18 protein-coding genes, 2 tRNA genes and 1 pseudogene are annotated in these 23,218 nt (G+C 64.0%); 4 read left to right on the forward strand and 17 right to left on the reverse strand.

Annotated elements, in window-relative coordinates; genetic code table 11:
- Positions 1 to 185 precede the first annotated feature (185 nt).
- Together rlmB and rnr are read right to left on the reverse strand one after the other, a co-directional pair.
- On the reverse strand, positions 186 to 935 hold the full coding sequence (rlmB, locus tag BVH06_RS05440; RefSeq protein ID WP_075932394.1) for a 23S rRNA (guanosine(2251)-2'-O)-methyltransferase RlmB: 750 nt from the start codon (positions 933 to 935) through the stop codon (positions 186 to 188).
- On the reverse strand, positions 932 to 3,427 hold the full coding sequence (gene rnr, locus BVH06_RS05445) for a ribonuclease R (protein ID WP_075933463.1): 2,496 nt from the start codon (positions 3,425 to 3,427) through the stop codon (positions 932 to 934). The genes rlmB and rnr overlap by 4 nt, the downstream gene beginning before the upstream one ends.
- Before the next feature lie 202 nt (positions 3,428 to 3,629).
- Here rnr and BVH06_RS05450 point away from each other — a divergent pair.
- Positions 3,630 to 3,716 (forward strand) — tRNA-Leu (locus tag BVH06_RS05450).
- A gap of 83 nt (positions 3,717 to 3,799) precedes the next feature.
- Positions 3,800 to 3,886: transfer RNA gene (locus tag BVH06_RS05455), tRNA-Leu, on the forward strand.
- A gap of 94 nt (positions 3,887 to 3,980) precedes the next feature.
- On the opposite strand, the gene BVH06_RS26240 is transcribed toward BVH06_RS05455, so the two are convergent.
- The 13 genes and pseudogenes from BVH06_RS26240 to BVH06_RS05515 form a co-directional block, all read right to left on the reverse strand.
- Positions 3,981 to 4,865, reverse strand: a complete 885-nt coding sequence (locus tag BVH06_RS26240) for a methyl-accepting chemotaxis protein (protein ID WP_371915269.1) — start codon at positions 4,863 to 4,865, stop codon at positions 3,981 to 3,983.
- Positions 4,839 to 5,543: pseudogene (locus BVH06_RS26245) on the reverse strand (HAMP domain-containing protein); the annotation flags it as partial. The pseudogene BVH06_RS26245 and the gene BVH06_RS26240, both read right to left, overlap by 27 nt.
- Before the next feature lie 546 nt (positions 5,544 to 6,089).
- Positions 6,090 to 7,382, reverse strand: a complete 1,293-nt coding sequence (locus BVH06_RS05465) for an adenylosuccinate synthase (protein ID WP_075932391.1) — start codon at positions 7,380 to 7,382, stop codon at positions 6,090 to 6,092.
- Positions 7,383 to 7,461: 79 nt separating this feature from the next.
- Complete coding sequence (locus BVH06_RS05470) at positions 7,462 to 8,646, reverse strand: ATP phosphoribosyltransferase regulatory subunit (protein ID WP_075932390.1); 1,185 nt, start codon at positions 8,644 to 8,646, stop codon at positions 7,462 to 7,464.
- A gap of 347 nt (positions 8,647 to 8,993) precedes the next feature.
- Entirely contained in the window at positions 8,994 to 9,863 is an 870-nt protein-coding gene (hflC, locus tag BVH06_RS05475) for a protease modulator HflC (protein ID WP_075933464.1), read from the reverse strand.
- The gene (gene hflK, locus BVH06_RS05480) at positions 9,863 to 11,053 is read right to left on the reverse strand and encodes an FtsH protease activity modulator HflK (RefSeq protein ID WP_075932388.1); all 1,191 of its coding nucleotides are present in this window, start codon (positions 11,051 to 11,053) and stop codon (positions 9,863 to 9,865) included. Before hflK ends, hflC begins: the two co-directional genes overlap by 1 nt.
- Before the next feature lie 97 nt (positions 11,054 to 11,150).
- Positions 11,151 to 12,452, reverse strand: a complete 1,302-nt coding sequence (gene hflX, locus BVH06_RS05485) for a ribosome rescue GTPase HflX (protein WP_075932387.1) — start codon at positions 12,450 to 12,452, stop codon at positions 11,151 to 11,153.
- Between the two features lie 14 nt (positions 12,453 to 12,466).
- On the reverse strand, positions 12,467 to 12,727 hold the full coding sequence (hfq, locus tag BVH06_RS05490; protein ID WP_013793183.1) for an RNA chaperone Hfq: 261 nt from the start codon (positions 12,725 to 12,727) through the stop codon (positions 12,467 to 12,469).
- 111 nt (positions 12,728 to 12,838) lie between these two features.
- A complete protein-coding gene (miaA, locus tag BVH06_RS05495) occupies positions 12,839 to 13,795 on the reverse strand; it encodes a tRNA (adenosine(37)-N6)-dimethylallyltransferase MiaA (protein WP_075933465.1) in 957 nt (318 codons plus the stop codon).
- Between the two features lie 226 nt (positions 13,796 to 14,021).
- Positions 14,022 to 15,896, reverse strand: coding sequence for a DNA mismatch repair endonuclease MutL (gene mutL, locus BVH06_RS05500; RefSeq protein ID WP_168172888.1), 1,875 nt, complete (start codon positions 15,894 to 15,896; stop codon positions 14,022 to 14,024).
- Positions 15,893 to 17,323: an N-acetylmuramoyl-L-alanine amidase gene (locus BVH06_RS05505; protein WP_218189125.1), complete on the reverse strand. Its 1,431-nt coding sequence runs from the start codon at positions 17,321 to 17,323 to the stop codon at positions 15,893 to 15,895. Before BVH06_RS05505 ends, mutL begins: the two co-directional genes overlap by 4 nt.
- Before the next feature lie 8 nt (positions 17,324 to 17,331).
- Entirely contained in the window at positions 17,332 to 17,799 is a 468-nt protein-coding gene (gene tsaE, locus BVH06_RS05510; RefSeq protein ID WP_075932383.1) for a tRNA (adenosine(37)-N6)-threonylcarbamoyltransferase complex ATPase subunit type 1 TsaE, read from the reverse strand.
- Positions 17,787 to 19,286 (reverse strand): bifunctional ADP-dependent NAD(P)H-hydrate dehydratase/NAD(P)H-hydrate epimerase, encoded by a 1,500-nt coding sequence (locus BVH06_RS05515; RefSeq protein ID WP_075933467.1) that lies wholly within the window; start codon positions 19,284 to 19,286, stop codon positions 17,787 to 17,789. The genes tsaE and BVH06_RS05515 overlap by 13 nt, the downstream gene beginning before the upstream one ends.
- Positions 19,287 to 19,344: 58 nt before the next feature.
- On the opposite strand from BVH06_RS05515, the gene queG reads away from it, so the two are divergent.
- Positions 19,345 to 20,415, forward strand: a complete 1,071-nt coding sequence (gene queG, locus BVH06_RS05520) for a tRNA epoxyqueuosine(34) reductase QueG (RefSeq protein ID WP_075933468.1) — start codon at positions 19,345 to 19,347, stop codon at positions 20,413 to 20,415.
- On the opposite strand, the gene orn is transcribed toward queG, so the two are convergent.
- Positions 20,416 to 20,958 carry an oligoribonuclease gene (orn, locus tag BVH06_RS05525; RefSeq protein ID WP_075933469.1) on the reverse strand — a complete coding sequence of 181 codons (543 nt, stop codon included), beginning with the start codon at positions 20,956 to 20,958 and terminating at the stop codon, positions 20,416 to 20,418. It lies immediately after the preceding gene.
- 27 nt (positions 20,959 to 20,985) lie between these two features.
- On the reverse strand, positions 20,986 to 21,777 hold the full coding sequence (locus BVH06_RS05530; protein ID WP_075933470.1) for a class I SAM-dependent methyltransferase: 792 nt from the start codon (positions 21,775 to 21,777) through the stop codon (positions 20,986 to 20,988).
- Positions 21,778 to 22,160: 383 nt separating this feature from the next.
- Here BVH06_RS05530 and rsgA point away from each other — a divergent pair, with 383 nt between their 5' ends.
- A complete protein-coding gene (rsgA, locus tag BVH06_RS05535; protein WP_075933471.1) occupies positions 22,161 to 23,192 on the forward strand; it encodes a small ribosomal subunit biogenesis GTPase RsgA in 1,032 nt (343 codons plus the stop codon).
- Positions 23,193 to 23,218 lie beyond the last annotated feature (26 nt).

A 23,218-nucleotide genomic window follows, 5' to 3' on the forward strand; every position in this document is an offset into this window, starting at 1 on the left:
GTAGCCTGCCGCGAAATGCGGTCAGGCAAGGAGTGAATGACACTGTTGACTTGCTGAAACGCAGAGGCGCAAAAACGCCTGCCATGACAGCAAGGGGCGACATTCTAGAGAAGCCCCCTGGTGCACGCAAGGCGATTTGGCGATTTTTTGAACAGCTGATCGCCGACGCTGTGTCGGCGATAGTTTCAGCCTTTGCCCGAGCGACGCTGGCGCAACGCCTCGAACAGACAGATGCCAGTGGCGACCGACACGTTGAGACTGCTGACACTACCCGCCATGGGCAGTTTGACCAGGTAATCGCAGTGCTCGCGGGTGAGGCGGCGCATGCCTTTGCCTTCGGCGCCCATGATCAGCACCGTAGGGCCGGTCATGTCCTGCTGGAACAGCTCCTGCTCGGCTTCACCAGCCGTACCGACGACCCACAGGCCACGCTGCTGAAGTTTTTCCAGGCTGCGCGCCAGGTTGGTCACCGCAACCAACGGGATCACCTCCGCAGCCCCGCAGGCGACCTTGCGCACCACCGGAGTGAGGGTGGCCGACTTGTCCTTGGGCACGATCACCGCCAGCGCACCTGCCGCATCGGCGGTGCGCAGGCAGGCGCCGAGATTGTGCGGATCGGTCACGCCGTCGAGCACCAGCAGCAACGGCGGGCCTTCACAACGGTCGAGCAACTCCTCGAGCATCGCCTCGCCCCACACCTGGCTCGGGCTGACCTCGGCGACCACGCCCTGGTGCACGCCCTCGACCCAGGCATCCATTTCACGGCGCTCGCACTGACCGACGGCGACTCGCGCCTGGCCGGCCAGTTCGAGCAGCGGCTGCACACGCGGGTCACTGCGACCATCGGCCAGCCAGATCTGCTTCACACGCTTGGGGTGATGACGCAGTAACGCCTCGACGGCATGCACGCCGTAGATCTTTTCCAGCTGACTCATGACTTGGCCTTGCCTTTCGACGGCCCCTTGCGGTGGCGGCTCGGCTTGCCGCCCCTGTCCGTCGTCTTGCCGCCTCCTTTCTTGCCGGAGGTCTTGGACTCGTCGAGCAACGCCTTCTTCACGTCACGGCTTTTCTGCACGTCGGTGTTGCCAGCCGGCGCATTGCGCGAGCCCCGGCCACCGCGGCTGTCGCTGCCGGTTTCGCGGCGCTTGCGGGCAGCAGGCGCCTGCTCGACGCCTTGAGCCATTTCGAAATCGATCTTGCGCTCGTCCAGATCGACGCGCATCACGGTGACCGACACGCTGTCGCCCAGGCGATAGTTGCGACCGCTGCGCTCGCCGGCCAGGCGGTGGTGCACCGGGTCGAAGTGGTAGTAATCCGCCGGCAGCGCGGTGACGTGCACCAGGCCTTCGACATAGATGTCCTTGAGCTCGACGAACAGGCCGAAACCGGTCACGGCGGTGATCACGCCCGGGAAGGTTTCACCGACGCGGTCCTTCATGAACTCGCACTTGAGCCAGTTGACCACGTCACGGGTGGCTTCATCGGCACGCCGCTCGGACATCGAGCACTGCTCGCCGAGCTGCTCGAGCATCGGCTCGTCGTACGGATAGATGCGCGCCTTGGGCATGCTCACGGCACCGGCACGCTCGACGTGCGGCGTGTCCTGCTTGGAGCGGATCACGCTGCGGATCGCGCGGTGGATCAGCAGATCCGGGTAGCGGCGAATCGGCGAGGTAAAGTGCGCGTAGGCGTCGTAATTGAGGCCGAAGTGCCCCTGATTGTCGGCGCTGTACACCGCCTGGCTGAGCGAGCGCAGCATCACCGTCTGGATCAGGTGGTAATCCTCGCGACCGCGGATGCTTTCCAGCAGCGCCTGATAGTCCTTGGGCGACGGGCCGTCCTTGGACTTGCCACGGTGCAGGGAAAGACCCAGCTCGCCGAGAAACGCCTTGAGCTTTTCCAGGCGCTCCGGTGGCGGACCATCGTGCACGCGGTACAACGCCGGAATGCCGTGCTTCTGCATGAACGCGGCGGTGGCCACGTTGGCGGCCAGCATGCATTCCTCGATTAGCTTGTGGGCATCGTTGCGCTGGGTCGGGCGGATCTCCGCGATCTTGCGACCCGAGCCGAAGATGATGCGCGTCTCCTGGGTTTCGAAGTCGATCGCGCCGCGCTCGTGGCGCGCGGTGAGCAGCACCTGATAGAGCGAATACAGTTGCTTGAGGTGCGGCAGCACGTCCTTGTACTCGCTGCGCAGGGCCTTGCCTTCGCTGCTCTTGGGCTGCTCGAGCATGGCACTGACCTTGTTGTAGGTCAGGCGCGCATGGGAGTGGATCACCGCCTCGTAGAACTTGTAGTCGGTCATCTTGCCGGTCTTGGAGATCGAGATCTCGCAGACCATGGCCAGGCGATCGACTTTGGGGTTCAGCGAGCACAGGCCGTTGGACAGTTCTTCCGGCAGCATGGGAATGACCCGCTCGGGGAAATACACCGAGTTGCCGCGCACCTGGGCTTCGGCATCCAGCGCCGAGCCGACCTTCACGTAGTGGGAAACGTCGGCGATGGCCACGTAAAGCTTCCATCCGCCGGAGAACAGGCGCCAGTTGCCGCCATTCTTCTCGCAATACACCGCGTCGTCGAAGTCCCGGGCATCCTCGCCATCGATGGTGACGAAAGGGATATGCCGCATGTCGACGCGGTTTTCCTTATCCTTCTCCTCGACATCGGGCTTGAGCTTACGGGCTTCCTTGAGCACCGCCTCGGGCCAGACGTGGGGAATGTCGTAGCTGCGCAGCGCCACGTCGATTTCCATGCCCGGCGCCATGTAGTTGCCGACCACTTCGGTCACGTCGCCCTGGGGCTGGAAGCGCGGCGTCGGCCAGTGGGTGATCGTCACTTCGACGAACTGACCCTGCTTGGCGCCGCCGTTACGGCCAGCGGTGACCAGCACTTCCTGCTGGATCTTCGGATTGTCGGGAATCACGAAGCCGATGCCGCTCTCTTCGTAATAACGGCCGACGATGGTCTCGTGACCACGGGAAATCACTTCGACGATGGCGCCTTCGCGACGACCACGACGGTCGAAGCCGGAAACCCGCGCCAGCGCGCGGTCACCATCGAACACCAGGCGCATCTGCGCCGGGCTGAGAAACAGGTCGTCGCTGCCGTCATCGGGCACCAGAAAACCGAAGCCGTCGCGGTGGCCACTGACGCGACCGAGGATCAGATCCAGCTTGTCCACCGGCGCATAGGTGCCGCGGCGGGTATAAATCAGTTGGCCGTCGCGCTCCATGGCGCGCAGCCGGCGGCGCAGGGCTTCGATCTGCTCGTCGGTGGTCAGCCCGAATTCGTCGACCAGCTCTTCACGACTGGCGGGCGAGCCGCGATCAGCCAGCTGCTGAAGAATCAGCTCGCGGCTGGGAATGGGGTTGTCATACTTTTCCGCTTCTCGAGCGGCCTCGGGATCGAGGGATTGCCAATCGGCCATTAGAAACTGTTCACCTTATCTATAGAGTCGGTTTTTGCCATGTGTGTATTGAAGCGCGAAAGCGCCCTCCGGGTCAGCTTTCACCGAGAATAATTTTTCGACGTCAGGGGTTTACAAGGTAAAAGCACGACCGTATAGTTCGCGCCCACAGCGTCGAGCAGACGTTGTAACACGGAACAGATGAGCAATCATCAGTTTCAGTGCCCAGGTGGCGGAATTGGTAGACGCGCTGGTTTCAGGTATCAGTGATCGCAAGATCGTGGAAGTTCGAGTCTTCTCCTGGGCACCAAATTTCGTGAAGCAGCTTGATAACCTGCTTTGCAAATAACGGACGTAATGATCCGTGTCGGTAACGACGAACATTACTGCAGTGCCCAGGTGGCGGAATTGGTAGACGCGCTGGTTTCAGGTATCAGTGATCGCAAGATCGTGGAAGTTCGAGTCTTCTCCTGGGCACCAAATTCAAAAAAACCGAGCCGATGGCTCGGTTTTTTATTGCCTGCAATAAAGTGACCTGCAAGGCCTGGCAATCACCAGGCCCGCGCCACCCTCCTCACACCTTGAACTGGCCCAGGCTGCCCTTGAGCTGCCCCGCCAGACCATCGAGCACCCGACCGCTGTCGGCCGTCGCCGCCACAGCCTCAGCCGCACGCTGGGCTTCGGCATGGATCACCTCGACCCGACCACGCACCGCATCGGCACCTTCGGCCTGATGCGCCGCCGCCTGAGTGGCGGCATTGATGGCGCCGTGCACGTCCTCGACCGAGCGCTGCACCGCTTGCTGGATTCGCGCACTTTCACGAAGCGCCGCCAATCCCTGATCCGCCTGCTGGCCTGCCTGACCGATCGCCCCGACCGCCTCGCGAGCGCCCTGTTGCAGGGCGACGATATGAGACTGAATATCGCCGGTCGATTGCTGGGTTTTGCTGGCCAGCGCGCGCACCTCATCCGCTACCACCGCGAAACCGCGGCCGCTTTCGCCAGCCCGCGCCGCCTCGATGGCCGCGTTGAGGGCCAGCAGGTTGGTTTGCTCGGCGATCGAGCGAATCACCGTGAGCACCACTTCGATCTGCTCGCTCTGCTTGGCCAGACGCTCGATGACCGCCGAACCGGCGCCGACCCGCTGTACCAGCTCTTCGATGGAGCCGCCGACACGATTGGCGATCGCAGCGTTCTCCTGGGTCGACTGGCGAATGGCCTCGACCCGCTGCAGCGCCTCCTGCATGGCCCGGCTCTCGGCCTGGGCCTCGTCGGCCATCGCCGCCAGCGCCTGCAGGCTGGCCGCCACCTCGTCGCGCTGGCGCTCGGCGGCCGACTCCGCCGCCGCACTGCGAGCGCTCAGGGCGCTGATTTCCTGCCCGGTTCGCACCGCCACTTCACCCGCTTCGCGAACGATAGGCTGCAGCTTGGCGACAAAACGGTTGACCGCCGAGGCCATCTCCCCGACCTCGTCGCGGCTGTCGATCTCGATACGGCGAGTCAAGTCGCCCTCACCGGCAGCCAGGTCATCGAGTGCTGCGATCAAAGTGCGCAGGCGCACCACCACACGGCGACCCAGCACGATGGCCAGCGCCAGCAAAACTCCGAACCCGACTACAGCGAGGCCCAGCCCAATGCGCCAACGCAGATTCGAGGCAGCAGCGTCGACCGCCGCACCGGTATTGGTCGCCATGCCCTGAGCTGCCTGCTGCGCCGAAGCAAGGCGCTGCGACAGCGCCTTGGCGCTATCCGTCGAGGCGCCAGCCAGGCTATCGGCGACGAGCTGCCCACCACTGGCCAGCAAGGCTTCGAAACGCTTGTCCACAGCCGCCAGCTCGGCATCGATGGCAGCCGTGGACACCCCCATCAGCACCTTGCCGATTTCCACATCGTTGGGGCTGATGCTGGCTTCGACGAAATATACGGTCGGGTCGGTCTTGGCTGCATTGACCACCTTGTCCAGCGCACGCTCCCCCTCACCCTTGTCGAGCATATTCTTGATCTGCTCGTTCTGGCGATTGAGATAACGGGTCAGATGGTTACCCTCGGCATCGTCGTAGATCACGAACAACACGTTGGGGTTACGCTGCGCACGGCGGGCGAATTCCGACAGCGCGGGAATATCGGAATCCCACATGGCGCGCGGCGCCACGGCGGCGAGCAACTGCGCCAGATCATTGGCAGAGTCGCGAAGGCTGCGCTCGAGGCTGGCGCGAATCTGCACGCGCTCCTCGCTGAGGCGGCTCGAAAGGCCAGCCGAAAGGCTCTCGCGGGTGCGCACGGAAAGACTACCCAGGCTCGCTGAAACGTCCTGATTGGCCTGCTCCAACTCGTCCGCCAGACGCTGGGAATCACTGCCCAGCTGACGCTCCAGGTCGGTCACCAGACCATCCACGGTACTGCGGGTCAGGGCCAGCACCAGCAGCACCTGCACGAACAAGGCCACCCCCAGCGCGATGAACACGGGCAACAGCAGGCGACTACGCAACAGCGACAAGACAGCGATCACGGGCAAATCCTCCGACCGCCAGAGGAGCGGCAACTTCAGGGTAGGATCAAGTCAAAGCAAGGCGCGTGCCGAGTAGAGGCACATCGCCAGATTGCGCCCAAGCGTCGTGGCTCGTCAAACGAAAACGGGCCACCCAAAGGCGACCCGTTTCCTTTACCGACCTGCGGTTACCGCTCAGGCGAATGGATGACGCAGCACGATGGTCTCGTTGCGATCCGGCCCCGTGGAGATGATGTCGATCGGCGCACCGACCAGCTCTTCCAGGCGCGAGATGTAGGCACGGGCGTTGGCCGGCAGTTCTTCCAGGGTCTTGGCACCCAGGGTCGACTCGCTCCAGCCCGGCATTTCCTCGTACACCGGCTCCAGGCCGATGTAGCTGTCGGCATCGGTGGGCGCATCGATGACCGCACCGTTCTCGTTCTTGTAGCCCACGCAGATGCGGATGGTCTCCAGACCATCGAGCACGTCCAGCTTGGTCAGGCACAGGCCCGAGATGCTGTTGACGTCGATGGCGCGACGCAGGATCACCGCGTCGAACCAGCCGCAACGGCGGGCACGGCCGGTGGTGGCGCCGAACTCGTGGCCGCGCTTGGCCAGGAAAGCACCGATATCATCGAACAGCTCGGTAGGGAACGGGCCGGAACCGACGCGCGTGGTGTAGGCCTTGGTGATGCCGAGGATGTAGTCGATGTACATCGGGCCAACGCCGGAACCGGTGGCGATACCGCCAGCGGTGGTGTTGGAGCTGGTGACGTACGGGTAGGTGCCGTGGTCGATGTCCAGCAGCGAGCCCTGGGCGCCTTCGAACATGATGTCCTTGCCAGCGCGACGCAGGTTGTGCAGTTCGGCGGTGACATCGAGCATCATCGGCTTGAGCTGCTCGGCGTATTCCATGCACTGATCCAGGGTTTCCTGGAAGTCGATGGCCGGCTCCTTGTAGTAATTCACCAGCTGGAAGTTGTGGTAATCCAGCAGCTCGCCAAGCTTGGCGGCGAAACGCTCGCGGTGGAACAGGTCACCGATGCGCAGACCACGACGGGCGACCTTGTCTTCGTAGGCAGGGCCGATGCCACGACCGGTGGTGCCGATCTTCAGCTCACCACGGGCCTTCTCGCGCGCCTGGTCCAGCGCCACGTGGTAGGACAGGATCAGCGGGCAGGACGGGCTGATGCGCAGGCGCTCGCGCACCGGTACACCCTTCTCTTCCAGCTTGTTGATCTCGCGCAGCAGGGCGTCAGGAGCGACCACCACGCCATTGCCGATCAGGCATTGCACGCCCTCGCGCAGTACGCCCGACGGAATCAGGTGCAGTACGGTTTTCTCACCGTCGATCACCAGCGTGTGGCCGGCATTGTGACCGCCCTGGTAACGCACGACGGCGGCGGCATGTTCGGTCAGCAGATCGACGATCTTGCCCTTGCCCTCATCACCCCATTGGGTGCCCAGGACGACGACATTCTTACCCATGATACTTGTCCTCTTCGCGCAAGCTTGAGCCGGTCACGGCCGGCGAAAGTAAATCAGAATAGACGACCCCGCGGGCCGCTCAGTCCAGCGCCAGCACCTGCCAGCGACCGTCACGCAATACCAACTGGCGATCGCAGCGCACCTGCGCCGCCTCGCCTAGCTCCTGACCGGGCAGCGCCTGTACCACGCGCTCGCCGTCGGCACGCAGGCGGCGAACCGCCTGCCACAGGTAAACGTCATGGCTGTCCGGCGCCCAGATACCAGCCGGCTCTTCGCCCAGCGGCATGCGGCCGAGCGTCACCAGGGTTTTCAGGTCGGTGGAAAAGCCGGTAGCCGGCCGGGCACGACCGAAGTCGGCGCCGATGTCGTCGTAACGACCGCCCTGGGCGATGGCCTGCCCTACGGAAGGTACGAACGCAGCGAACACCACGCCGGTGTGATAGTGATAACCACGCAGCTCGCCCAGATCGAAATACAACGGCAGCTCCGGATAGCGCAGCTCCAGCGCATCGGCGATGGCCACCAGCTCATCGAGAGCGGCATGCACATCATCCGGCGCGTCGACCAGGCAGGCTTGGGCCAGATCCAGCACGTCACGACTTCCGCACAGCTCCGCCAGGGCCCGCAGCATGCGGCGCAGCGAGTCAGGCAGCGCCTCGGTCAGCGCATCGATCTCATCCATGGCCTTGCGCTGCAGGGCATCGAACAGCTGCTGCTCGACCTCGCCGGAAAGCTCGGCGGCACGCACCAGGCCGCGGTAGATACCGACATGCCCCAGGTCCATGTGCACGTCCGGCACTTCGGCCAGCTCGAGGGTATCGACCAGCAGGCTGATCACCTCGACATCGCTGGCCGGGCTGGCGTCGCCATACAGCTCGGCGCCCAGTTGAATCGGGCTGCGCGACGTGGTGAGCGCCCGCGGCTGCGCATGCAGCACGCTGCCGGCGTAGCACAAGCGGCTCGGGCCTTCACGGCGCAGGGTGTGCGCATCGATACGCGCGACCTGCGGCGTGATGTCGGCACGAAAGCCCATCTGCCGGCCGGACAGCGGATCGGTCACCTTGAAGGTACGCAGATCCAGGTCCTGGCCCGCGCCGGTGAGCAGCGACTCCAGATACTCGATATGGGGCGTAACCACGAATTCGTAACCCCAGCGCTGGAACAGATCCAGCACCTGGCGACGCGCGATTTCGATGCGCGCCGCTTCCGGGGGCAATACTTCTTCGATCCCATCTGGCAGCAGCCAGCGGTCTACCGTTGCCATTTCGCCATTTCCCTCTTGATTCGGGCGGCACAAGCCTTCAGTGAAGCGGATGGGAAGCCGAGCCCGGCAACAGGCCGGTCGACTCCAGGAACGGGCATCGAAGCGATCAGAGATTTGATTGCACGAAGCCCCCACGCCAGCGGCGCGGAAAGGGGCAAGGTCAGGGACCTTGGAAGACAGAACGTAACGCTCAGTTCGTGCCGCATGATTCCCACAGGCGTAAAAAAGCCGGGATTTTCCCGGCTGCCGCATCATACCACGTCGAAAGCCTCAAGCCGCAAGCTTCACACGACAAGCGAGCACTCGGCATCGGCTTGCGGCGTTTGGCCTGCGGCTCAGGGCCGCGGTTATGGCTTGGACTTTTCCAGGTAGCGGAAGAAATCGCTGCTCGGATCCAGCACCAGCACGTCACGCTTGTCGGCGAAACTCTCGCGATAAGCGTTCAGACTGCGGTAGAACGAGTAGAACTCCTGATCCTGGCCATAAGCCTTGGAGTAGATGGCAGCGGCCTGGGCGTCACCCTCACCACGTAGCTCCTCGGCCTGGCGATAAGCCTCGGCGAGAATCACGCGCTGCTGACGATCAGCATCGGCACGAATACCTTCTGCGAGCTCCTTACCTTTTGCACGATGCTCACGGGCCTCGCGCTCACGCTCCGAGCTCATGCGGTCGAAAACGCTGCGATTGACTTCCTTGGGCAGGTCGATGGCCTTGACGCGAACGTCCACCACCTCGATACCCAGCTCACGCTGCGCCGCACGGTTGAGCGAAGCGGTCACGTCAGCCATCAGCGCATCACGCTCGCCGGACACCGACTCATGCAGGGTGCGCTTACCGAACTGGTCACGCAGCGATGCTTCGAGACGGCGCGACAGACGCTCGTCGGCAATCTGCTTCATGCCCGAGGTGGCGGTGTAGTAACGCTCGGCATCCAGCACGCGCCACTTGGCGTACGCATCGACCATCAGCGCTTTCTTCTCGAGGGTCAGGAAGCGCGAATTGACGGTATCCAGAGTCAGCAGGCGAGCATCGAACTTGCGTACCTGGTTGACGTAAGGAATCTTCATGTGAAGACCCGGCTGCACGTCCGCCTCGACGATACGACCGAACTGCAGCAATACCGCCCGCTCGGTCTGCGCCACGATGTAGAAGCTGCTCCAGGCCACCAGGGCCAGCACGACGCCCGCGATCAGGGTCACCAGTGATTTATTGCTCATCAACGGCTCTCCCTTGTACGCACATCGGATTGCCCGACGTTGTTACCAACGCGTGCACCGAGATCGGCCGCGCCAGCACCGGCAGCGCTAGAAGACGCATTGCTACTGCCGCCACGGCTGTCGATCATCTTGTCCAGCGGCAGATAAAGCAGGTTGTTCTGCCCCTTGTCGCCGGTGACCAGCACCTTGCTGGTGTTGCTCATCATCTGCTGCATGGTGTCCAGGTACAGACGCTCACGGGTGACTTCCGGGGCCTTGCGGTACTCGGCTACCAGCGCGGTGAAACGATCCGCCTCACCCTGGGCGCGGGAGATCACTTCATCGCGGTAACCGCTGGCATCCTCGATCAGGCGCTGGGCCTGACCACGGGCTTCCGGCACCACGCCGTTGGCGTAGGTTTCCGCCTGGTTCTTCTCACGCTGCTCGTCTTCGCGGGCACGAATCACGTCATCGAAGGCTTCCTGCACTTCACGCGGCGCCGCAGCGCTCTGCAGGTTCACCTGGGTCACGGTGATACCGGTCCGGTAGGTGTCGAGGAAACGCTGCAGACGCTCACGCACATCGCCAGCCATCTGCTCACGACCTTCGGTCAGCACCTGGTCCATCTCGGTGGAGCCCACCACATGGCGCACGGCGCTGTCGGTGGCGTGTTGCAGACTGGTTTCAGGCATGTCGACGTTGAGTACGAAATCCTGCAGGTTGCTGATCTTGTACTGAACGGTCAGTGGTACTTCGATGATGTTCTCGTCTTCGGTCAACATCTGCCCCTGCTTGCTGTATGCACGCTCGCGGGTGACGTTTTCCTGAAACTTGCGATCGATCGGCGGGAAGTAGATGTTCAGACCCGGGCCGACCGTCTCGTGGTACTTGCCGAAACGCAGCACGACGGCCTGCTCCTGCTCATCGACCACATAAATAGCGTTGTACAGCCAAAAAGCGCCCACGACGGCCAACGCAACGAACAGCAGGCCGAAACCGCCACCCTTGCCTCTGGAACCATTGTTGTCACTGCCGCGTTTGTTGCCGCCACCGAACACCCCATTGAGTTTGTCCTGTAGCTTGCGGAAGGCTTCGTCAAGATCCGGTGGTCCCTTGCGGTCGCCGCCGCCACCGCCGCCGTTACCACGACGGCCGCCGCCACCCCAGGGATCCTGATTGTTCGAGTTGCCACCCGGCTCATTCCAAGCCATAGCGCTCTCCATACTGATAAAGCAAAGACGCGCCAACGGCGCGCCCACCAATGCTACAGAATGCCTGCTTCCAGCGGCAAAATCACCGTTGCGGGCTTTATTGCAAAGTGTGTTGCTCGATGAACTCGAGTGGCTGCAAGCCCTCGCGGCTTACCAGACGGTTGAGTTCGACCCGCGGAATGCGCACCTGTAGCAGGCTGCTGCCGTCCTCCGTGTAGGACTCCTGCAGCACGGCACCCAGTTCAAAGAATTGCGCCCGCAAGCGCGCCAGGCGCTGCGGCAACTGCAGTGTGGCAACGAACAGGTCGTCACCGAGCAGTTCGGCAACGGCCTGCTTGAGCAAGGGCAGACCGCGACCATCACGCGCCGACAACCAGACCCGCTCGGGGCGCCCGTCGGCATTGCGCTGAATCTGCGGCTCTACGCCTTCGAGCAGGTCGAGCTTGTTGTACACCTCGAGCACGGGCAGATCCTGGGCACCGATTTCACCGAGCACCTCGAGCACCTGCTCGATCTGTGCATCGCGCTCCGGCTCGTGGGAGTCGATCACGTGCAGCAGCAGGTCGGAATTGCTCGATTCCTCGAGGGTGGCACGAAACGCCTCGACCAGCTTGTGCGGCAGGTGACGGATGAAGCCCACGGTGTCGGCCAGCACCACTGGCCCCAGGTCGTCGAGCTGCAGACGGCGCAAGGTCGGGTCGAGGGTGGCGAACAGCTGATCCGCCGCATAGACCTCGGATTCGGTCAGGGCGTTGAACAGCGTGGATTTGCCGGCGTTGGTATAGCCGACCAGGGATACGGACGGGATATCCGCACGCTTTCGACCACGGCGCGCCTGCTCACGCTGGCTGCGCACCTTCTCCAGCTTCTGCTTGATCTGGCGAATGCGCACGCGCAACAGGCGGCGGTCGGTTTCCAGCTGGGTTTCACCCGGGCCACGCAGACCGATACCGCCTTTCTGCCGCTCGAGGTGAGTCCAGCCACGCACCAGGCGCGTGCTCATGTGATCGAGCTGAGCCAGCTCGACCTGCAACTTGCCTTCGTGGGTACGGGCGCGCTGGGCGAAGATGTCGAGAATCAGCCCGGTACGATCCAGGACGCGACACTCGAACATGCGCTCGAGGTTACGCTCCTGACTGGGCGTTAGGACGTGATTGAAAATGACCAGATCGGCCTCGTGGGCCTTGACCTGGTCACGCAGCTCTTCCACCTTGCCGCTACCGATGAGGAACTTCGCCGTGGGCCGGCTATTGGGCACACTGAAGAACGCCACGGTATCGGCACCGGCGGAAAGCGCCAATTCGTGAAACTCCTGGGGATCCTCGCTCGCCTCGGTGTTCTGACTATCCAGATGAACCAGGATGGCCCGTTCACCTCCTTCATGGCGCTCGAAGAACAATGCGACCCCCTGGGTTAAACGTTGCCGGGCTCGGATTCAGCCTGATCGGACTCGGAAGCACTTGGCAGACGAACCGGACGGCTCGGCACCACGGTGGAGATCGCGTGCTTGTAGACCATCTGGCTGACGGTGTTCTTCAGCAGGATGACGAACTGGTCGAAGGATTCGATCTGGCCCTGCAGCTTGATGCCGTTGACCAGGTAGATGGAAACCGGGACGCGCTCCTTCCGCAGGGTATTGAGGTAAGGGTCTTGTAGCGAATGCCCTTTTGACATGTGCCGCACTCCTAAATGAATCGATAATTGAATAGTTTTTGAACGGTTTGCTTAGCCTGTGAACGGCTTTGGCACGCCTTCCCCCAAGGATAGACGGCCCGCGGCAAGGTCTCAGCTCAATATGGAGACCGTCGCCATGTATTTCAAGGCACGTGGCAGATTGTCGCAATCGAGACTGTCGAGCCAGTGCACATTTTCCCAACTGCGTAACCAGGTGAACTGCCGCTTGGCCAACTGGCGGGTAGCGATGATGCCGCGCTCGCGCATCTGCGCAGCGTCGAGTCGCCCTTCCAGATGATCCCATACTTGCCGGTATCCCACCGCCCTTATAGATGGCATTTCACCGTGCAAGTCACCTCGGCGATGCAGGCGTTCGACCTCGGCGACGAAGCCCTGTTCCAGCATCAGATCAAAACGTTTGGCGATTCGTTCGTGGAGAATCTGCCGCTGCGCCGGCGCTATCGCCAACTGCACGACAGTATAGGGCAAGCCGCCACCCTCAGAGGCCGCTTCACTCTGCTGCGCACGCAATTGCGTCATGGTCACGCCACTGACCTGGAACACTTCCAGGGCCCGGACCAGACGCTGGGGATCGTTCGGGTGGATGCGCGCAGCCGATTGCGGATCCACCGCCTGCAGCTCGGCGTGCAGCGCCGCCAGGCCGTCGCGCTCGGCACGCGCCTCGAGCTCCGCGCGTACATCGGCATCGGCGCCTGGCATATCGGCCAGCCCTTCGAGCAGCGCCTTGTAATAGAGCATGGTGCCGCCCACCAGCAGCGGGATACGCCCGCGCGCGGTGATATCCGCCATGGCTGCCAGGGCATCACGCCGAAAATCGGCCGCCGAGTAGGCCTCGGCAGGGTCGCGAATATCCACCAGATGATGGGGGAAAGCCTCGAGGGTGGCGCGGTCCGGCTTGGCCGTGCCGATGTCCATGCCGCGATAGACCAGTGCCGAATCCACGCTGATCAATTCGCAGGGCAGCACGCGCGCCAGGGCCAGGGCCAGGTCGGTCTTGCCGGACGCGGTCGGGCCCATCAGAAAGATGGCGGGAGGTAAGGAGGACATCGGCACGACTCGAAGGAACGGCGGCCCATTTTCCGGACATGGGCCGTATGCCGCAAGCGTGGCGCCGGATTAGCAGGCCACTGAAAGACGTAGGCGAGGCAGGCAAGACAATACCGAAGGCGGCCCCGCAAAAACAGCCGAAAAGCGCAGTTTACGTGTTGTAAATGAGCATTTTTAGGCCGGTCTTACGCAGTATTGCCAACGCAGGTAGTTTTTCAGCGGTCTGTTACTGGCCACGCAGGAACAACTTATCCAGTTGGTCGAGACTCATCTGCGTCCAGGTCGGCCGCCCATGGTTGCACTGGCCACTGCGCTCGGTCTGCTCCATGTCACGCAGCAGGGCGTTCATTTCCGGCAGGGTCAGGCGGCGGTTCGCGCGCACGGCGCCATGGCAGGCCATGGTCGCCAGCAACTCGTTGAGGTGCGCCTGGATGCGGTCGCTGGTGCCGTACTCGAGCAGGTCCGAGAGCACGTCACCGACCAGGCGCGTCGCCTCGGCCTGCTTGAGCAGCGCCGGAATCTGGCGGATCGCCAGGGTTTCCGGTCCCAGACGCTGCAGCTCGAAGCCGAGCTTCTGGAACCACTGGCCATGCTCTTCGGCGCAGTCCGCTTCGCGCTGGCTCACGGCGATGGACTCGGGCACCAGCAGCGGCTGGCCACGCAGGCCTTCACTGGCCATCGCCACCTTCAGGCGCTCGTAGGTGATGCGCTCGTGGGCCGCGTGCATGTCCACGACCACCAGCCCATGAGCGCTCTCGGCAAGAATGTAGATCCCCTTGAGCTGCGCGATGGCGTAACCCAGCGGCGGGATATCGCCCTGTGCCTGGGGCAGCGCGGCAGGCGTGCTGCCCGTGGCCAGCGGCGCATAGAACTCGCGATACACGCCCTGCGCCTCGGCGGCTGGCAGCTGAGATTCGCTACGCGGCGCCTGGTAGCCGGCGCCAGGCGACCGCCAGACGGATTCGGCAGGGCGTTCGAGCACGCTGGCGGAAAGGCCCATCTCGCCCTGGGGGCCGAACTCTCCAGCAGCCAGGCCGGTAGGCCGCAGCACCGTCTCGGCGGCAGCCGGGGTAGCTAACTGATCCTCGGGGCGCACCTCACCAAGCGCGCGGTGCAGGGTGCCATACAGGAAGTCATGTACCGTGCGACCTTCACGGAAGCGCACTTCATGCTTGGTCGGGTGCACGTTGACGTCGACGGCGGTCGGGTCGATTTCCAGGAACAGCACGAAAGTCGGGTGGCGACCGTTGAACAGCACGTCGCGATACGCCTGGCGTACTGCATGGGCGACCAGCTTGTCGCGCACCATGCGGCCATTCACGTAGAAATACTGTAGGTCCGCCTGGCTGCGCGAGAAGGTCGGCAAACCCACCCAGCCCCACAGGTGCAGACCGTTGCGCTCGATATCGATGGGCAGCGCCTGCTCCAGAAACCCGGCACTGCACACGGAGGCGACACGCCGGGCGCGACTCACGTCATCGTTGGCTTCATGCAGGGTCAGCACGTTCTTGCCGTTGTGACGCAGATGGAAAGCCACGTCGAAACGCGCCAGTGCCAGACGCTTGATGACTTCCTGCAGGTGGTCGAACTCGGTCTTCTCGGCCTTGAGGAACTTGCGCCGCGCCGGCGTGTTGAAGAACAGGTCGCGGACTTCCACCGAGGTGCCGACCGGGTGGGCAGCCGGCTGCACCCGCGGCTGCATGTCGCGGCCTTCGGTTTCGACCTGCCAGGCCTGGTCGGCCTCAGCGGTGCGCGAGGTCAGCGTCAGCCGGGCCACCGAGCTGATCGACGCCAGCGCTTCGCCCCTGAAGCCCATGCTCATCACCTGCTCGAGGTCTTCGAGCTCGCGAATCTTGCTGGTGGCATGACGTGCCAGGGCCAGAGGCAGGTCATCGGCAGCGATGCCGCGGCCGTCGTCACGCACGCGCAGGAGCTTCACGCCGCCCTGTTCGACATCCACTTCGATGCGCTTGGCGCCGGAGTCCAGGCTGTTCTCCAGCAACTCCTTGGCCACCGATGCCGGGCGCTCGACCACCTCACCGGCGGCAATCTGGTTCGCCAGCCGCGGGCTGAGCAGTTGGATACGTGTCATTTCACTCATGGCTGGGCAGCCAGCGAGGTCGCCGGAATGTGCAGCGTCTGGCCGACCTTGATCACATCGGACTTCAGCGAATTGGCAGTACGCAGGCTGGCCAGGCTGACCTGATAGCGCTGAGCGATCAGCGCCAGGCTTTCCCCGGAGGCGACCCGGTGCTCGCGCGGGCCCTGGGCGATCTTGCCGTTGTCACGCAGCCAGGCGATGTAGGTACCGGGCGGCGGGTTCTGCTCGAAGAACTGTTTGACGCCGGTGACGATGGAGCGCGACAGGCTCTGCTGATGGCTGGCCGAATGCAGCTTGCGCGCTTCGCTGGGGTTGGAGATGAAGCCCGTCTCCACCAGGATCGACGGAATATCCGGCGACTTCAGCACCATGAAGCCAGCCTGTTCGACGCGGCGCTTGTGCAGCGGCGTGACCTGGCCCATCTGGCCGAGCACCTTTTGCCCGACGTTGAGGCTGGAGGACAGCGAGGCGGTCATCGACAGGTCGAGTAGAACGCCGGCGAGCATACGGTCCTTGTCTTCGAGGCTGACGTTGCCGGCACCGCCGATCAGATCGGACTGGTTCTCGGCATCCGCCAGCCAACGCGCGGTTTCCGACGTGGCGCCGCGATCGGACAGCGCGTAAACCGAGGCGCCGAAGGCCGCTGCCCGTGGCGCAGCATCGGCGTGAATGGAGACGAACAGATCGGCGCCCTTCTTGCGGGCGATTTCCGTACGCTTACGCAGCGGAATGAAATAGTCGCCGGTGCGCACCAGTTCGCCGCGGAAGCCCTTCTGCGCGTTGATCTGGCGCTGCAGCTCCTTGGCGATGGACAGGGTCACGTTCTTCTCGAACTGGCCCTTGGTCGGTCCCAGTGCGCCGGGGTCTTCGCCACCATGGCCGGCGTCGATGGCAATCACGATATCGCGCTTGCCGCCGGGCACCGGCGCCAGCTTGGGCGGTGCCTGGGTCGGCGTGACGGGCACTGGCGGCGCACTGGCGGTGGTGGTGGATGGCAGGCTGGGCGCCGCATCCGAAGCCTGATCGAACAGATCGACGACCAGGCGATTGCCATACTGCTGATTGGGCGCCAGGGTGAAGCTCTTGGGTGTGACCTGGGCCGACAGGTCGATGACCACGCGCAGGTCATCCGGTGTGCGCTGCGCCGAGCGAACGGCGGTGATCGGCGTATTGCTCAGGGCGAGCTTGTCCAGCGAGGTGACCAGCTTGGCACCGCTGATATCGATGACGATGCGATCCGGAGCCGTCAGGGTGAACACGCTGTGCTGCACCGGTCCGGAGAGGTCGAAGACCAGCCGCGTGTTGTCCGGTGCGCGCCACAGACGAACACTGCGCACATCCGACGCGGCCCACACGTCGGCAGCCATGACCGCCAACATCAGCCCGACCGCGATCATTCGCGCGCCTATGCGCATACCCGCCCCCACTCTATCGTTCATGCTCCGGGTGCCAAAACGGCACACCAGTGTTCACCCTTCGCGCTATGGCTGCGAAGCAGCAGCGACCGGCCACCCGCTCGCGGGCTAATGGTAATGTCAAGGTCGGCCTTTGGCAAAACGCCGGTACCGCGCTGGGGCCACTCGATCAGGCACAGGGCGTCACCTTCGAAGTAATCGCGGATGCCGAGAAACTCCAGTTCCTCCGGGTCGACCAGACGATACAGGTCGAAATGAAAGGCCCTGACTTCGCCGATCTCGTAGGGCTCTACCAGGGTAAAAGTGGGGCTCTTCACCGCACCGCGGTGCCCAAGGCCTTGCAGGATGCCGCGTGACAGCGTGGTCTTGCCGGCGCCCAGGTCGCCTTCCAGGTAAATCACGCCGCGCCCGCCAGTGGCAGCGGCAATGCGCGCGCCGAGCGCCAGCATGGCGTCTTCATCGGCGGCGAACAGTTCTATTTCCGACAAGCGGCTCGCTCCTGTAACAAATGGCGGATAGCGTCGCACAGATCGCTGGCCGCCAGACCATTTCCTTTATTTGCCAAAGATTCGCCCGCCCGGGCGTGCACCCACACACCAAGGCTGGCCGCCTCCCACGTACTGCAACCCTGGGCGATCAAGGCGCCGATCAAGCCGGCCAGCACATCACCCAGCCCGGCGCCGGCCATCACCGGATCACCTCGGTCACACACCAGCAGGCGACCAGCCGGATCAGCGACCAGGGTACCGGCACCTTTAAGTACGCAGACCACCTCGAAACGCTGGGCCAGCGCCCTGGCCGCGGCCGGGCGATCGGCCTGCAGCGCCGATGTGGAGATGCCTAGCAGGCGCGCGGCCTCGCCGGGGTGCGGGGTGATCACACTGCCGGGCGCGATACGCGCCGCACTCGCCGCCAGCAGATTGAGCGCGTCGGCATCCCATACCTGGGCGCCTCCGGCGGTGGCTGCTGCCGACAGCAGACTGCGCCCCCACGCGCCCTGCCCGAGTCCGGGCCCGACGACCCAGACCGAGATCTTGTCGCCCAGCCCATGCAGTTGATTCGCCGAGGCGACTGCAAGGCTCATGACCTCGGGCAGGCGCGTTTGCGCGGCGCCGACGTGTTCGCCACGGGTCGCCAGCGACACCATGCCAGCCCCACTGCGCAGCGCGCTCTGGGCCGACAGCAACGCCGCGCCGCCTGTGCCCTGATCGCCACCGACCACCAGCAGATGGCCAAGCTGGCCTTTATGGGTGGTCGGTTGCCGGGCGGGCACCCTCGGCAGAAGAACGCCGGCCAGGCGTTGCGCCGCATACGGCTGGCTCGCCACGATGTCTTCATCAGCCTGCAAGTCATCGAACACCAGGCACCCGACATGATCGAGCGCCTGGCCCACGAATAACCCGATCTTCAGGCCGATCAGGGTCACGGTAAGCTGCGCGACCACCGCAATGCCCAGTACCTGCCCCCTGTCGGCACAGATGCCGGAGGGAATGTCAGCGGCCAGCACGGGCTGGCCGCTGCGGTTGATCCAGTCGATGGCCGCGGCATAAGGTTCGCGCACCTCGCCTGCCAGGCCGGTGCCGAGCAACGCGTCGACCAGCACGCCCCGGGGCTCGGAATCCGCCTGCCAATTCAGGATCTCGACACCGGCTGCACGGGCCTCATCACGGGCCAGGGCGGCATCGCCCTGCAAACGCTGGGGCTCACCAACGGCCAGCACCCGCACCTGCCAACCGGCGCGCTGGGCCAGAGCCGCCACCAGATAGCCGTCACCCGCATTGTTGCCGTGCCCGGCCAGCACGGTCACCGCGCTAGCGTTCGGCCATTCGCGACGCAGCGCCCGCCAGATGGCATGGGCCGCGCGCTGCATCAGCTCGAAACCTGGCGTGCCGGCAGCGATCAACGCTGCATCCAGCGCCCGCACCTGGGCGGCACTGTAGAGCGCGAGAGGAAGATCGTCTGATGAATGCCGCATGCCTGAGCTCCGATGTCTGGCAGAATTATACGCCGCCTACTGCAGATTCCCGCCCAGCATGACCGACGCCACCCTCGACCTCACCAGCCTCGCCCAGTCCATCAAGGACTGGGGGCGTGAACTGGGCTTCCAGCAGGTGGGCATCAGCGGCCTGGAGCTGGGCGAGCACGAGGCGCACCTGCAGCGCTGGCTGGATGCCGGCTACCAAGGCGAGATGGACTATATGGCCGCACATGGCCGCAAACGTTCACATCCCGACGAGCTGGTGCCCGGCACCCTGCGCGTGGTGTCGCTGCGCATGGACTACCTGCCCGGCGACACGCAGATGGCCCAGCGCCTGCAGGAGCCGGAAAAAGCCTACGTGTCGCGCTACGCCCTGGGCCGCGACTACCACAAGCTGATCCGCAAACGTCTGCAGCAGTTGGCCGAGCGTATCCAGCAGGCCATCGGCCCCTTTGGCTACCGTGCATTCGTCGACAGCGCGCCGGTACTGGAGAAAGCCATCGCCGAACAATCCGGTCTTGGGTGGATCGGCAAGAACACCCTGGTGCTCAATCGCAAGGCTGGCAGTTACTTCTTTCTCGGCGAGCTGTTCGTCGACATCCCGCTGCCCGAGGACGCGCCCCACGGCAGCGAACACTGCGGGCGCTGCAGCGCCTGCCTGGACATCTGCCCGACCGCCGCCTTCGTCGGTCCCTACGTGCTCGATGCGCGGCGCTGCATTTCCTACCTGACCATCGAGCTCAAGGGGCCGATTCCGGAAGAGTTGCGCGCGCCCATCGGCAACCGCGTGTTCGGCTGCGATGACTGCCAGATGGTCTGCCCCTGGAACCGCTTCGCCAAACCTACCGAACAGTTTGATTTCCAGCCACGGCACAGCCTCGACAATGCCGAACTGGCCGAGCTGTTTCGCTGGAGCGAGGAGGAGTTTCTCAGCCGCACCGAAGGCTCACCGCTGCGCCGCGCCGGTTACGAGCGCTGGCTGCGTAACCTGGCCGTCGGCCTGGGTAACGCGCCGTCGAGCATCCCGGTACTGGAAGCACTGGAGGCCCGCCGTGAATATCCCTCGGAGCTGGTGCGCGAGCATGTGCAGTGGGCGCTGGAGCAGCACGCCCAACGCCAGGGGTGATCAGACCTTGAGCAGGTGCTGGCGGTAGTACTTGAGCTCGGCGATGGACTCGCGGATGTCATCCAGCGCCTGGTGAGTGCCGGTTTTCACGAAGCCTTCCTTGATGCCGGGCGCCCAGCGCTCGGCAAGAATCTTCAGGGTCGACACATCCAGGTAGCGGTAATGGAAGTAGGCTTCCAGCGCCGGCATGTACTTGTAGAGAAAGCGACGATCCTGGCCGATGCTGTTGCCGCAGATCGGCGACTTGCCTTTCGGCACCCACTTTTCCAGGAAGGCAATGGTCTGCGCCTCGGCTTCGGCCTGGCTGATCTTGCTGTCACGCACGCGCTGGGTCAGGCCGCTCTCACCGTGGGTGCGCGTGTTCCACTCGTCCATCGCCGCGAGGCGCTCGTCGCTCTGGTGCACGGCGATCACCGGGCCTTCGGCCAGCACGTTGAGTTCGGTATCGGTGACGATGGTCGCCATCTCGATGATGACGTCCGTTTCGGGATCGAGACCGGTCATTTCCAGGTCGATCCAGATCAGATTCTGTGGGTTCTGCATGCTGCGCTCCTCTTTGGGTTCGTCATTCTAGCCAATCTCCCAGAGCAGCAGGCGTGAATCGCGCCAGTCCTTGAGTTCGACCACGCGCTGCGGCGCCACGCCGGGAATCTCGAAGGTATTGCTGATCAGCCAGGCGCCTTTCGGCAGCTCGTCTCGTGCCTTGTCCCAGAGTGCCGGCATCGGCGCAGGTGACAGGAAGCAGTAGGCGATGTCGATGGCGCTCAACTCGGTGCGCCACAGGTTCTGATAACGAATCCGGCAGTTGCGCCGGCCGAGGCAACGCAGCCAGGCAATGGCGAAGGACAATGGCGCGGTTTCCACGCCGGTGAACTGCGCCTGTGGAAAACGCCGCGCCAGCCACAGCAAGGTGCCGGCCGGGCCGCAGCCCAGGTCGACGAAGCTGAAGTGCTGGCCGCGGCCTTCAAGCAGGCGCGCCAGCTCCTTGCGCGTACCGACGCCGGTCAGGTAAAGCGGCACGCGCTCGCCGAAGCTGTTCCAGTTGAGCAGCAGCAACAATAGAAACCCGAGCAGAAACAGCCAGGACGGCAGGGGCGCGCCACTGGCCAGCAACAACCCCGGTACGAACAGCAGGTTCAGCCACCACCACCAGCGAGACAGGCCTAACCAGCGAGCCAGACAGGCACAGAGCAGGCCATGCAACAAACCGGCGACCAACGGGCTGGCGCGCCAGCCGAACAGCCGGGCAGCAGCAATGATCGCCACGCCCATGGCCAGGGTGATCACCAACTGGATAAGCAGCGCCAGGAGGGCCGGGTAGCGCTCACCCAGGCGGTGCAGCGCGCGGTAGGAAGCAGCCATGCCGACAGGCTCATAGAAAAAGGTTGGCCAGTCTAGGGTCTGTTCCCGTTTCAGCGCGAGCCGCGTTGCTGCGAGAAATGGCCTCCGATTAGGCGCAGGACGCAGGGAATGGTTGTTCCCTTGCCAAGTCCTGCAACGACAGCGGAGGTCATTTCCCGCGCAACCCGGAGGGCCGGGCCAGTTCTTGCGCGAGGCGGCGTTACTCGATGGCTCATTTGGCCTGCCAAACTTCGCATCTCGTGCCTTGCCTCGCGCAAGAATTGGCTCCGGCGCGGCCGTGCGTGAAACGGGAGCAGACCCTAGCGCCGGCCTCGACAAATTGCCGCCCCATCAGCCGTGCTAGAATCGCTGCCACTTCAAGCGCAGCAAGACTCGGAAGCCCCATGGCCAAACGCCAACTCAACCGCCGGCAAAACTGGCGCATCGAAAAGATCCAGGGTGAGCGCGCCGCACGCGCCGCCAAGCGCGAATCCCGCGTGGTGGAAACTCTGGAAGGCGGCGACCTGGGCCCGGAGCAGACCGGCCTGGTGATCGCCCACTTTGGCGTTCAGGTGGAAGTCGAGGCCACCGACGGCGAACTGAGCGGCCAGGTGTTCCGCTGCCATCTGCGCGCCAACCTGCCGACGCTGGTCACTGGTGACCGCGTGGTGTGGCGGCCGGGCAACCAGGGCATCGGCGTGATCGTCGCCCAGCTGCCGCGCGACACCGAGCTGTGCCGCCCGGACACCCGCGGCCAGCTGAAGCCGGTGGCGGCCAACGTCGACTTGATCGTCATCGTTTTCGCGCCGCTACCGGAACCGCACGCCAACCTGATCGACCGTTATCTGGTCGCCGCCGAGCACGCGGGCATTCGCCCGCTGCTGCTGCTCAACAAGGCCGACCTGATCGATGCACAGAACGAAACCGCGCTGAACGCGCTGCTCGATGTCTATCGCCAGTTGGGTTATCCGCTGCTGGAAGTCTCGGCGCTGGAAGGCGACGGCATGGAGCAGCTCAAGAAGCAGCTCGACGGCAACATCAGCGTCTTCGTGGGCCAGTCGGGCGTCGGCAAATCGTCGCTGGTCAACAGCCTGCTGCCGGGCGTCGACACCCGTGTCGGCGCGCTTTCAGAACTGACCGGCAAGGGCACCCACACCACCACTACCGCCCGGTTGTTTCACTTCCCCGGCGGCGGCCAGTTGATCGACTCACCGGGCATCCGCGAATTCGGCCTCGGCCATGTCAGCCGTGACGATGTGGAGGCGGGCTTCATCGAGTTCGCCGACCTGCTCGGCCATTGCCGCTTCCGCGACTGCAAGCATGACCGCGAACCCGGCTGCGCCTTGCTCAAGGCGCTGGAAGAAGGGCGTATCCAGCCGCAGCGGATGAACAGCTATCGGCACATTCTGGCCAGCCTGCCAGAGCCGGAGTATTGAGCGACCTGTAAGCTGGGGTGCCGGCC

Origin of the sequence: Pseudomonas sp. PA27(2017) (assembly GCF_001945445.1) — a bacterium.
Taxonomy (GTDB): domain Bacteria; phylum Pseudomonadota; class Gammaproteobacteria; order Pseudomonadales; family Pseudomonadaceae; genus Aquipseudomonas.

Bases quoted from the DNA above. Each gene is read 5' to 3' on its own strand.
- BVH06_RS05515 (WP_075933467.1), bottom strand. From the start codon at position 19,286: ATGCGGCATTCATCAGACGATCTTCCTCTCGCGCTCTACAGTGCCGCC.
- hflC (WP_075933464.1), bottom strand. From the start codon at position 9,863: ATGAGCAATAAATCACTGGTGACCCTGATCGCGGGCGTCGTGCTGGCC.
- mutL (WP_168172888.1), bottom strand. From the start codon at position 15,896: ATGAGTGAAATGACACGTATCCAACTGCTCAGCCCGCGGCTGGCGAAC.
- hflK (WP_075932388.1), bottom strand. From the start codon at position 11,053: ATGGCTTGGAATGAGCCGGGTGGCAACTCGAACAATCAGGATCCCTGG.
- rnr (WP_075933463.1), bottom strand. From the start codon at position 3,427: ATGGCCGATTGGCAATCCCTCGATCCCGAGGCCGCTCGAGAAGCGGAA.
- BVH06_RS05530 (WP_075933470.1), bottom strand. From the start codon at position 21,777: ATGGCTGCTTCCTACCGCGCGCTGCACCGCCTGGGTGAGCGCTACCCG.
- orn (WP_075933469.1), bottom strand. From the start codon at position 20,958: ATGCAGAACCCACAGAATCTGATCTGGATCGACCTGGAAATGACCGGT.
- miaA (WP_075933465.1), bottom strand. From the start codon at position 13,795: ATGTCCTCCTTACCTCCCGCCATCTTTCTGATGGGCCCGACCGCGTCC.
- BVH06_RS05465 (WP_075932391.1), bottom strand. From the start codon at position 7,382: ATGGGTAAGAATGTCGTCGTCCTGGGCACCCAATGGGGTGATGAGGGC.
- rsgA (WP_075933471.1), top strand. From the start codon at position 22,161: ATGGCCAAACGCCAACTCAACCGCCGGCAAAACTGGCGCATCGAAAAG.
- queG (WP_075933468.1), top strand. From the start codon at position 19,345: ATGACCGACGCCACCCTCGACCTCACCAGCCTCGCCCAGTCCATCAAG.
- hfq (WP_013793183.1), bottom strand. From the start codon at position 12,727: ATGTCAAAAGGGCATTCGCTACAAGACCCTTACCTCAATACCCTGCGG.
- rlmB (WP_075932394.1), bottom strand. From the start codon at position 935: ATGAGTCAGCTGGAAAAGATCTACGGCGTGCATGCCGTCGAGGCGTTA.
- BVH06_RS26240 (WP_371915269.1), bottom strand. From the start codon at position 4,865: ATGGCCTCGGCGGTCAACCGTTTTGTCGCCAAGCTGCAGCCTATCGTT.
- BVH06_RS05470 (WP_075932390.1), bottom strand. From the start codon at position 8,646: ATGGCAACGGTAGACCGCTGGCTGCTGCCAGATGGGATCGAAGAAGTA.